Origin of the sequence: Mucilaginibacter sp. (assembly GCF_039935595.1) — a bacterium.
Taxonomy (GTDB): Bacteria; Bacteroidota; Bacteroidia; order Sphingobacteriales; family Sphingobacteriaceae; genus Mucilaginibacter.
The window spans coordinates 1-11358 of sequence record NZ_JBDTJZ010000117.1 but is presented as its reverse complement, the minus strand read 5'-3'; the positions used below and the strand labels follow the sequence as shown (position 1 = coordinate 11358).

Below are 11358 nucleotides of genomic sequence, written 5' to 3'. Positions count from 1 at the left end.
AAGCGAGTATTGCTGTAAAAATGAATTTCATATATTGTGATAAGGTTTAGGTGCTGCAAATATAACTAAGTGATTAGTATTTGTTGTTTTTATTTTTAATTAATTGCAATGATAGTATTAGTTAGATAATGCAACGTTTACAAATGTTACAACCCAATTTTTTTATTTTTTTGTTCTATATATTGATTATCTGAGTTGTTTCGGACAAAAATTCATGCTGTTGCTATGGTGATGTTTTATATTTCATAGTGTATTAGTTATGTGATACACCTCAAATATAGATATTTAAATTACATATCAAATTATTAAATAAAAAATTATCGGTTTACACTTATCTTTTTAAATTCATAGTTATACAGCTTTAGCATGGCTAAAACATGAATATTTAATATTATAAAAATAATAGCGATAGATACCTGGTTATAATTAAATTTATAATGAATGCTTGTGAAAAACACGAACATAGAAATTTGCATGGGTATGCGCGAAATGGTCCTGAATATTCTATCTCGGGCTGATTGTTTGGTATCACCTAAAATATAACCTTTTTTGAAATGGCGGATATTTACTATTATACCGGGAGCAAATATTGGTATACTAAATAAAATGGACCAGGATAAATAATTTACTTTTATGATTAAAGAGAAATAAATAAACAATAGGGATAAGCCTACTGTATATATTAAAACCGGAAACTCAAAATAAGAAATTAAAAAAAAACTATATTTCCTTAAAGTGTCTTTAACCAGCGCCCGCTTTATTGTTTTTTCTAACCGTGATAGTTTTTCATACCCGCCAAAGTCATTTTGTATAATTTTATTCAGCGCATCACCTATGTTGATATTATCAGGTTCATTTGCCAGGGCAGATAAAATATGATCATATACTTCTTCATAGGTTTCTCTATAAGTTAAAACCTTTCGCAAATTATCCTGCAATAATTTCAGCTGTTCGGGTGATGGTGTCATTTTATTATAGGTTTCAGATTTAACAATGCCTGCAACTGGTTAATAAACTCCCCCGCCTCTTTTAGTTTGTTAGTTACCTCCTTACCCCCCTGCTCTGTCAGTTTATAATACTTGCGTACGCGGTTATCAACTACCTGCGTATAGGTTTCCAACAGTCCATCGGCCTCTAATTTATGCAAGGTTGGGTATAGTGCGCCTTCGGTAAGGATGATACCCCCTTCGGAGACATCTTTTACCTTTTGGGTTATTTCATAACCATACATTTCGTGGTTATCTTCCAGTAGTTTTAATATGATGGTTTGCAGTGTGCCTTTAAGCAGTTGATTAGTACTCATACCACAAATATATATAATTATTTTATATACATAACAAAATTATGCATATAAAATAATTCGATGTGTGCTTATTTGTTATAAATTTTTAATTTAGAGGGAACTTAAATTATAACAAAAAATGATTCGTAAACTTATTTTATCTGCGGCTTTCTGCATTGCAACAAGCTTTGCTATCTATGCGCAAACCCACAAATTGGTTATAGGCGAACAGCCTTTATATAAAGTGGCCAAAACTACCGAGCCTATGACTATTGATGGCAAAATGGATGAGGCGGCATGGAAGGATGCGCAGGAAGTTTCGTTCGACTATTTTTACCGGGGTGACAATAAGCCTATGGATAAACAGAAAACCAAATTCAGGATGATGTGGGATAATGCCAATATGTATCTATTTTATACAGCCCAAGACACCTCGCTTACCTTTCGCGAGACCAAACCGGACGGTCGTCCCTACCTGGATGATTGCGCCGAATTTTTTGTGCTACCCGTGCCTGATAGCCTTAATATGCACTTTGGTTTTGAAATTAATATAGCCAAAGCCGCTTATGATTATATTATGTTTTGGCAATATGTTAATAAACAAAACATATTTGTAAAGCAATACAACGCTGAATTTAAGGTTGCCGTTACCACTGATGGAACAATTAATAACGATAAGGATAAAGATAAAGGCTGGACAATGGAAATTGCGATACCTTTTTCGTCATTGGGCAATTTTCAACGACCAAGGGCTGGCGCAAAATGGGCTTTCCAGGCTGTAAGACAGGACAGAAATTTACTTGATGACCGGTTTCGTTCGACCGCAACGCTATTCCCTATTTATGATGCCAGGCTAGATGTACACCAGCCCAACCGGTTTGGACTAATGGAATTTGAGGATAAGAAATAACAGCTTTATATTAAAAACAATATGTGTATTGCTGTTTATGAAGCCACAAACAGCAGAATAATGCACAAAAAAAAGCGATGAGTAAACTCATCGCTTTTTAATATTTTAAAAAACTTAGTTGATTAACTTAAGCCGTTAACAAATTTGCTAAGCTTTGATTTGTTATTTGAAGCTTTGTTTTTGTGTATAACGTTCTTTTTAGCCAAACGGTCAAGCATTGATATCACTTTAGACAATAAAGGGGCAGCATCAGCTTTGCTGGTGGTGCTTCTCAATTTCTTGATAGCGTTTCTTGTAGTTTTTGCCTGGTACCTGTTACGTAAGCGCTTCGCAGCGTTAGACCTGATCCTTTTTAATGATGATTTATGATTTGCCATTTTAGCTTAATATTCTTATTCTTATTTAAGGACTGCAAATATAGGATGAATTATTATAAAATCAAATCACTTTTTTAAATTAGTTTTTAATGGCAAAATGCGCTTATTTTATGGTTCATTATTGCCTTATAAAATATGCGGTTAACCGGCAAGCTAATTATTGGGTTATTCTTAATACTATTTTGCTCTTCCTGGGGGTTTTATGCGCATTACCGTATTAACCGTTTGGCCGTGTTTATGCTACCTAAAGCTATGACGGGCTTTTATAGAGCTAATATTGGGTTTATTACCGATCATGCCATCAGCGCCGATAAAAAGCGGTATGTAGATAGCACCGAGGCACCGCGCCATTATTTAAATGCAGATCATTATGGTAAAAACCCTTTTGCCCGCATACCACAGCGCTGGAAAGACGCGGTGGTAAAATACAGCGAAGACACCCTTAACAAATACGGCACCGTGCCTTGGGCCATACAACGCAACTATTACTGGCTGGTTGATGCCTTTAAAAATCATGACACTACCGGCATTTTAATCACATCTGCCAACCTGGGGCATTATATTGCCGACGCGCATGTGCCCATGCACCTTACCCAAAACTATAACGGGCAGTTAACCAACCAAACCGGTCTACATGCTTTATGGGAGAGCCGCCTGCCCGAGCTATTTGGCTACGCCTATAATTATTATGGCGGCAAGGTACGGTATATTGATAACCCGCTGGCGCAGGCCTTTAAAATTTGCCGGGCATCATTTGCCGAGGTTGATTCTGTTTTGTGGGTAGAACGTATGCTAAACCGCAAATTCCCCCCTGATAAAAAAATGACCCACGTAAAACGCGGCAACCGTATGGTGACCGATTATTCTGTTGAATACAGCAGAACATACCAAAAGCTATTAAAGGGCATGGTTCAGCGCCGGATGCGCTCGGCCATAGTAATGGTAGGTAGTTACTGGTATTCGGCCTGGGTTGATGCCGGGCAGCCTGATCTTAATAAATTGATAAAACAACCATTAAATCAGGCTGATATACAGAAAATTCAAAAAGAAGAAGCTATTTTTAAGTCCGGCAAATCGCCAATAATTAATTATTAATACGTTATGAGGGTAAAAGCAGCAAATCTCACTAAAAAAACAAACGTAATTAAATGGCGCAGCCACGAACCTTCGCGCATTGAAACCTTTAGCGATGCTGTTTTCGCATTTGCTTTAACTTTGATCATTGTATCATTAGAGGTACCTAAATCATTTGATGAACTGGTTGAAACCATGAAAGGAACTTTAAGCTTCGCGGTTTGCTTTGCCCTATTATTTAACATCTGGAACAGCCAGAATATATTTTTCAGGCGCTATGGGCTTAAGGATGAGTACACCATAACCCTGAATGCTATTTTACTATTTATAGTGCTGATATATACTTACCCGCTAAAATTTTTATTCGTATCTCTATTTAGCCAGGGGAAATACATGCTACACGGACACGAAATGCACATGATACTTCCAAATCAGAAGCCATCATTAATGGTAATATATGGCATCGGTTTTACAGCTATATATATGTTATTTTACCTGATGTATCGCCGTGCACAAAAAATGGCTGATGATTTGAAGCTTACTCCCGAAGAATTATTTGAAAGTAAAACTTTTGCCAACATTAATATTTTATGTGCCGGTATAGGTATCCTGTCTATCACAACAGCTTTATTGCTTCCTCTGAATGTGGTGGGTGCATCAGGATACGTGTATTTTTTAATTCCGGTAGTTTATTCAACCTGGTTCAGTTATAGGGGTAAAAAAAGGCGGCGATTGTTCGCTTCATAAACAGACGCAATATTGCGTCTCTACGCTTTTTTCCCGGTTTTTATGGCCGCGTAAATTGGAGGGATGACCGATACCAGTATAATTACAATACCTATTAATGAAAAATGCGCTTTAAAAAATGGCACATTACCCAGCATATAACCTGCAAATAAAAACAAAACGATCCACGCTACGCCGCCAATGATATTATACAGGCTATACTTTAACAACGGCATGTGGCCCACACCTGCCACAAATGGTGCAATGGTGCGTATTATAGGCATAAACCTACTGAATATTACCGCCTTGCCGCCATGCCTGTCAAAAAAGGCTTTGGTTTGCAGGTAATAATCTAATTTCAAAATCTTATTATCAGCCTTAAATACTTTGGGACCAAAGTAATTACCCAGTAAATAATTAACGCTATTGCCGGTAAACGCAGCAACAATCAATATCAATGCTAACAAAATAATGTCCAAACCGGTACCACCTGCAGCAATTAACGCGCCTGCGGCAAACAATAATGAGTCGCCGGGGAGAAAAGGGGTAACTACAAAGCCGGTTTCGGCAAATATAATGGCAAATAATATAAGGTAAGTTAACGTGTGGTACTGGCTTATAATAAGCGCCAGGTTCTTATCAATATGCAGTATAAAATCAATAAGATGTTTTATGAGTTCCAATAGCTTTTTATTTTGGGGGCGAAGTTAATGAATAGTGATTAGAGATTTGTGATTAGTGTTTGGTTTTCTATCATAAATATACAGGCAACTAATCTCTAATTAACCAATCACTAATCAACTACTTATTATTCAACACCGCCATACCAAACGCTGCGGTATCTGTACGGCCTACTATGCCCTGACAATACAGGGTGTACAACTTACCATCCTGTACGGTTACACCCGGCAAATCAGACAATACCGTAGTTGATGAGTTGGCTGAATATAATTTAAAATCATAATTACCTGCCGGCATCTCTACAAATTTCGATACATTTTTATAGGCCTGGTTGGTAAATACTGTTGTTCCGTTGGCAGTAATATTAAATATACCTGTGCCGGCAGTTGCGTTTACAAACCTTACTTTACCCCTGCCGCCTGTTGATGCTGATGATGTATCTTTTGTAAATATGTAGCTTATGGTTTTGTTGGCCTTAAACCCGGTAATAAAAAGGGTGTACTTTACATTGTTTTTCAAAACACTGTCTATTGACAATATATTGATAGATGCAAGCGTAGTTGCTGACGAGCGTATCTGGAAAGGAGTATCAATGGAGGCCAGCGAAAAATAACCCGATGAATTTGGGTAGCTATATGGCGCAGCATTCTTTTTGCTGAAGTTGATATACAGATCAACAGGCAACAGGTCGGTACTTAAATTTACAACCTGCAATTGTATGTTTGAGCCTGCCGGAAGTACGGTGTTTGTTTTGCCGCAGGATGCTATTAATGATGTAGCCATAACGGCAACAACGCCCAAAAACAGTAAAGATAATATATGGCTATTCTTAGTATTCATGCTAATTGAGTATCAATTTTGCGGTTAGTTTATTTGTGCCGGTACCATTTATAGTGCCCGTAGTAAATACCGTATAAGTAGTGCCTGCAGTAAGCGTAAGCACATCACTTACCAACGGCGTTGCCGAACCCGACTGGTAAATTTTTATAGCGTTAATACCTGCATTAATAAAAGTAAATGCCGAATACGATTTAAACGCCGAGTTGGTAAAACTAAGACTGCCAATGGTAACATCCAAATTTACCGTGCCGGGTAAAGTGTTAACAAAACGAATGGCAGCTTGTGTTGTTGCTGCAGGCTTAACATCCTCTACTAAAAATAACTTATCTGGCGTTTCACCTGCTATAAACAGCGAATAGTTCTTTAAGGTATCCAGGGTTAAAGTATACCCGGTAAATAAGTAATCGGGCTTATCCGGGCTGGCTATTTTAAGCTGATATTGCTGTGTGCCGTATTTAACCGCCACATACCCCGAGGTTCCGCCCGGGCTTAGTGGCGATGGGTTATATATCCTGGTTCCATTTTGATAAACGTTAAGAGCATTATTATCGGCATTGACCAGGTTAAGCGATGCTGTTTTATATACCGGCGCAATATCACCGCTATTTTTGCATGATGACAGGCCAACAGCAGCCACAAATAGATATAACAGGGTACGTATGCTCATAATATAATTACACCGCTAAAATAGGGATATCATTCTTAGCTTTTGTAAAGCTATAACGCTAATAGTAAATTTTGTTATACGTCATTAACAAAAAAAGTCCGGCTTTTAAGGGCCGGACTAATTTTTTTTGGATTTTGGATTTATAATTTAAGTTTATTATTTAAGCGTAACTATTCAGCATCACCGGCATTACCAGCATCAGCACATCTTCGTTCTCGTCACCACCCTGTGGCAGCAATAGCCCGGCGCGGTTAGGGGTCGACATTTCTAACGATACTTCTTCGCAACTTAAGTTTTTTAACATTTCTATCAAAAACCTGGCGTTAAAACCTATTTCAAGGTCCTCACCTTCATACTGGCAGCTTAAACGCTCGTGCGCCTCGTTAGCAAAGTCAATATCTTCTGATGATATGTGCAACTCGCTACCGGTTATTTTTAACCTAACCTGGTGCGTAGTTTTGTTGGCATAAATAGCCACACGGCTCAATGAACCTAAAAACGTAAGGCGGTCAATACTTAATTTATTAGGATTATTTAACGGGATAACCGCTTCATAATCCGGGTAACGTTCGTCAATTAAACGGCAAACCAGGTTAATATTATTAAACTTAAAAAATGCGCTCGTGCTGTTATACTCCACCGATACATTTACGTCATCAGTTGGCAACGCAGCTTTAAGAAGTGTTAGGGCTTTTTTAGGTAATATAAATGAGGTAGTGCTATCCGCTTTGGCATCTAAACGACGGTACCGTACCAACTTATGCGCATCGGTAGCTACAAAGGTTAAATACTGGCTTGATAGCTGGCAATAAACCCCTGTCATGGCCGGCCGCAGTTCATCATTACTTACCGCAAAAATGGTTTTGTTTATGGCCTCGGCCAATACCGATGCTGGCAGGTTAACTGACGATGCATTTTCAACTACCGGTATCTTCGGGAAATCTTCACCGTTCTCGCCGCTTAGTTTATATTTACCATCGCCGGCATTTATTTCAATAGCAAATGTCTGGTCATCAACCGAGAATGCTATAGGCTGCTCAGGCAATGATTTTAACGTATCTAACAATATACGCGATGGTATAGCTATACGGCCGTTCTCCTTAGCCTCCACGTTTAACGAGGTGGTCATGCTGGTTTGCAGGTCGGTAGCCGAAATGGTTAAATTCCCATCCTTTATCTCGAACAAAAAGTTTTCCAGTATAGGCAATACGGTACTGCTGCTTAATGCACCGCTTACAGACTGTAATTGCTTCAATAATGTTGATGTGGAGACGATAAATCTCATAGATAATTTTTAGTGTTTAGCTATCAAATGTATAAAATTTAATGTGCATACTTTCGCTTGCGCACATAATGTTGAAAAATAGCAAATATTAACACTAAAAACAAAGGAATAATAGTATTAATTAGCTGCCATTTCAATTTTTCGCTATGCACTTTGGCGCGGTCAAGCAGACGCAGTTTTATCTCCTTGGTGCGCAGGGCTATCAAACCCGAATCGTCCGTCATATAATCGGCAATATTGAGCAGCAGGTTTTTATTACCAAAGCTCTCCTGCGTGTAATGATCATACCCCAGCGGATAGGCCGACCCATCAGTAGCCACCTGGTTTTTAAATATATCGCCGTCACTTATCACGATCATTTTGGTGGGTCTGCTTTCATCTAAAGGTTCAATTTTATCAGTTACCCCGTCGGGTGCCGGGCGGTTTTTAAAATCAGACCTGAATTTACCTTCCAGCAACACCCCAATTGCTTTTGGCGGACTTTGAAACTTTTTTGGATCAGGCGCCTGCTCAATACTCTGTAGTGATATCAAACTCGGAGTGGAAATTTTTTGATTATACGGCGATGATGTAAGCAATACCGTCTTTTTTACATTTTTGGTGCCCAGCACATCAATGGTACTGGCAAACTCGCTAAAAATGCCATCCAAATTTTTCACTATCGGATGTTTTGATAAGGGTATTATTACCGGGTAATACAGCCAGGGCACCAATTGTATTTGTGCCTGCCCGCCCATATTTCCTGTGGCCATAGGTATCCGGGCGCAGTTTATATCGGCAATCAAATCGTAGTTAATACGTACGCCGTACGTAAAAAGCTGGTCGTCTAAATTCAGTTGTTTGTTAAACGCCAACTCTTCGCCGCCATGCCCGCGCAGGCTATCCAGTTCGGCGCTTACCTGGTCAATGGCCCATACCACACGACCGCCTCGCATTATATACTGGTCGAGCTTATATTTTTCGGGCTCGGTAAATGGTTTATCAGGTTTATCAACCACCAGCATACTAATATTTATCAGGCTATCAAAAGGGATGGTTTTTAAATCGACCCTGCCCACAAAAAAGCCATCGCTCAGGCTTTTTATAGCGCCATCTAACTGTACATTGCTTAACTCATTATGCCCTATAGTAAAACCAATAGCGGGTATACCCGTGCCGCTTACTTTTTTAATGGCTGATGTAAAAGCATATTCCAGGTTTTGAATGGAATTATTTATCTGCTCATCGGCAGTTAAGCTCATTTGTGTTTGGGCATCAAGCAGCTTAACCAATATACTCCTGCCATTTGCAGTTACCGCCGCCCACGGGAAGATAACCTTTTGTGTGCTGCCGCCCTCGGTAGTTACATTTAAATTAGTGGGTTCAAGGCCGCGTGCTTGCAGGTCCTGTATCACCTGGTTTTGCTGATCCGTTGCCAAACCTTCTAACGGGTCAATAAAATCAACGGTAAGCTTTTTATGGCTGTATGACCGCAGATCCGTCAGCATATCATTGGTAGCACGTTGCAGGCGTTTCATTCCACCTGTTAAATCGCCCTGCAAATAAACGGTAACCCTTACAGGCTGTGGCAAACTATCCAGCACGCCACGGCTCACCGGCGATATGGTGTATAATTTCTCTTTAGTAAAATCAAAACGGGTAAAGCCAATGGCAGATAGCGCGATAACCGCAACCAACACTCCAGCCAGCTTAAATAGCGTAGTATTTTTTAAGCTTTTTTGCTGTTGACGCAACAGCACTAATAAGGTTAACCCAATAAACAAACCGGTTAAAACAATAAAGTACGCCAGATCGCGTGTATCTAATACCCCGCGACTTATGGATTGGTAATGCTGTGTAATACCCAAATCGGGCAGGTTAAGGTTTTGTAGCGATAACAATCCGCTAAGCGAATCAAATCCGCTGTAAAAAAAGAAACATAAAAATATGGCAATGGTAAAGGCAATGATCTGGTTTTTGCTTAAGGCTGATGCAAACAAACCTATAGCCGTAAATGCCGAACCCAACAAAAATAGCCCGATGTACGAGCCTATAACTCCGCCGCTATCAATATTACCCTGCGGATTACCTAAGCTATAAACCGAGTAATAATAAACCAATGTAGGCAGCAGCGCAAAAAGCACAATTAACACCCCGGCCCAGTATTTACCCATTACAATTTGCCAATGCGTAAGCGGGCGGGTAGCCAGCAGCTCAAAGGTCCCCTCGCGGCGCTCTTCGGCCAATGCGCGCATGGTTATAGCGGGCACCAAAAACATAAACAGGTACGGTGCGGTATTAAAAAGGCTATCTAACGCGGCGTAACCATAATCTAAAATGCTCGATTCGGGGTACACCCAAAGTAATAACCCTAATACCAATAAAAATACCCCAATAGTAACATAAGCTACCAGCGAGCTGAGATAAGAGGTTATTTCTTTTTTGAGGATGGGGTACATTTGTTAGGTTGTAAAAGTTTTAGTTGTTGTAAGGGTTGTAAAGGTTCTTTATTCATTTTTATTTTTCAAAAATGAGATATACCCATTAAGCAATCTAAAACATTCATCATATTGCTTTCTATATTCTTGTAATTGTTGATCGTTTATTATTGATTCATCATTAGCACATATTAAGTGGTCTAACACTTCATTTAAAGAGCCCCTTGCATTACGGCAAAATTTCAAATTATCAAGATAATGAAACCTGCCATGACCTTCGGCAATGTTAGCTGTAACTGATCGTGAACATCGTTTCAGCTGATCTATAAGTCTGTACTTTTCTTCATCGGGAAATTTTTTCAGCAATACGGATATATCATTCCTTAACTGCCTACATTTTTTCCAAACGTCTAAATCTTCAAACCCATTCATTTAACTATAACTCTTATAACATTTACAACCCTTACAACAACTAGAACTAATTCGTCAATTTTATAAAAATGTCTTCCAAAGACTTGCCTTTATTCTTCCCTCTCAATCCCTCCAACGAATCATCTGCCACAATCCTCCCTTTATTAATTATGATCACTTTATCGCAAACTGCCTCAACCTCCTGCATTATATGGGTTGATAAAATGATGGTTTTGGTTTTGCCCAGGTCGGTTATTAACTGGCGGATACCAATGAGTTGGTTAGGGTCAAGGCCCGATGTTGGCTCGTCCAGAATCAAAATATCGGGGTTATGTAATATGGCCTGCGCCAAACCTACACGCTGACGGTAGCCCTTACTTAGCTGACCAATTTTTTTATGCTGCTCTACACCAAGCCCGGTTAATTCAATCACTTCGGCTATGCGTGCCTCGGGCGATGATAAACTATGTATACCTGCAATAAAAGCAAGCGACTCCTTTACATACATATCCATATAAAGCGGGTTACTTTCGGGTAGGTAGCCAATGCGCCGCTTAACTTCAATAGCCTGCGTACGCACATCAAACCCGTTTACGGTAGCCTTGCCAGAGGTTTGCGGAATAAATCCCGTCAAAATTTTCATGGTGGTTGATTTCCCTGCACCGTTTGGCCCTAAAAAGCCCAGCAC

13 protein-coding genes are annotated in these 11358 nt (G+C 39.4%); 3 read left to right on the top strand and 10 right to left on the bottom strand.

The features are described 5' to 3' along the window. Positions 1 to 317: 317 nt before the first annotated feature. Together ABI367_RS08115 and ABI367_RS08110 are read right to left on the bottom strand one after the other, a co-directional pair. Positions 318 to 968: a hypothetical protein gene (locus ABI367_RS08115; RefSeq protein ID WP_462228463.1), complete on the bottom strand. Its 651-nt coding sequence runs from the start codon at positions 966 to 968 to the stop codon at positions 318 to 320. Continuing rightward, a complete protein-coding gene (locus ABI367_RS08110; protein WP_462228462.1) occupies positions 965 to 1303 on the bottom strand; it encodes a PadR family transcriptional regulator in 339 nt (112 codons plus the stop codon). The genes ABI367_RS08115 and ABI367_RS08110 overlap by 4 nt, the downstream gene beginning before the upstream one ends. Positions 1304 to 1421: 118 nt before the next feature. On the opposite strand from ABI367_RS08110, the gene ABI367_RS08105 reads away from it, so the two are divergent. Then, positions 1422 to 2192 (top strand): carbohydrate-binding family 9-like protein, encoded by a 771-nt coding sequence (locus ABI367_RS08105; RefSeq protein WP_462228461.1) that lies wholly within the window; start codon positions 1422 to 1424, stop codon positions 2190 to 2192. A gap of 122 nt (positions 2193 to 2314) precedes the next feature. Here the strand turns inward: ABI367_RS08105 and rpsT are convergent, their stop codons facing one another. Continuing rightward, positions 2315 to 2569, bottom strand: coding sequence for a 30S ribosomal protein S20 (gene rpsT, locus ABI367_RS08100; RefSeq protein WP_462228460.1), 255 nt, complete (start codon positions 2567 to 2569; stop codon positions 2315 to 2317). A 237-nt stretch (positions 2570 to 2806) separates the two neighbouring features. On the opposite strand from rpsT, the gene ABI367_RS08095 reads away from it, so the two are divergent. Continuing rightward, positions 2807 to 3664, top strand: a complete 858-nt coding sequence (locus ABI367_RS08095) for a zinc dependent phospholipase C family protein (protein ID WP_462258063.1) — start codon at positions 2807 to 2809, stop codon at positions 3662 to 3664. 6 nt (positions 3665 to 3670) lie between these two features. After that, positions 3671 to 4390: a TMEM175 family protein gene (locus ABI367_RS08090; RefSeq protein WP_462228458.1), complete on the top strand. Its 720-nt coding sequence runs from the start codon at positions 3671 to 3673 to the stop codon at positions 4388 to 4390. Positions 4391 to 4410: 20 nt separating this feature from the next. On the opposite strand, the gene ABI367_RS08085 is transcribed toward ABI367_RS08090, so the two are convergent. The 7 genes from ABI367_RS08085 to ABI367_RS08055 all read right to left on the bottom strand — a co-directional run. Next, positions 4411 to 5052, bottom strand: coding sequence for a VTT domain-containing protein (locus ABI367_RS08085; RefSeq protein WP_462228457.1), 642 nt, complete (start codon positions 5050 to 5052; stop codon positions 4411 to 4413). Positions 5053 to 5170: 118 nt separating this feature from the next. Further along, positions 5171 to 5890, bottom strand: coding sequence for a DUF4397 domain-containing protein (locus ABI367_RS08080; protein ID WP_462228456.1), 720 nt, complete (start codon positions 5888 to 5890; stop codon positions 5171 to 5173). Between the two features lies 1 nt (position 5891). Next, on the bottom strand, positions 5892 to 6557 hold the full coding sequence (locus tag ABI367_RS08075) for a DUF4397 domain-containing protein (protein WP_462228455.1): 666 nt from the start codon (positions 6555 to 6557) through the stop codon (positions 5892 to 5894). A gap of 160 nt (positions 6558 to 6717) precedes the next feature. After that, positions 6718 to 7842: a DNA polymerase III subunit beta gene (dnaN, locus tag ABI367_RS08070; RefSeq protein ID WP_462228454.1), complete on the bottom strand. Its 1125-nt coding sequence runs from the start codon at positions 7840 to 7842 to the stop codon at positions 6718 to 6720. 38 nt (positions 7843 to 7880) lie between these two features. Then, positions 7881 to 10280 (bottom strand): gliding motility-associated ABC transporter substrate-binding protein GldG, encoded by a 2400-nt coding sequence (gldG, locus tag ABI367_RS08065; protein WP_462228453.1) that lies wholly within the window; start codon positions 10278 to 10280, stop codon positions 7881 to 7883. 48 nt (positions 10281 to 10328) lie between these two features. Further along, on the bottom strand, positions 10329 to 10691 hold the full coding sequence (locus tag ABI367_RS08060) for a four helix bundle protein (RefSeq protein WP_462228452.1): 363 nt from the start codon (positions 10689 to 10691) through the stop codon (positions 10329 to 10331). A gap of 46 nt (positions 10692 to 10737) precedes the next feature. Next, on the bottom strand, positions 10738 to 11358 hold a 621-nt coding region (locus ABI367_RS08055), incomplete at its 5' end, for an ATP-binding cassette domain-containing protein (protein ID WP_462228451.1).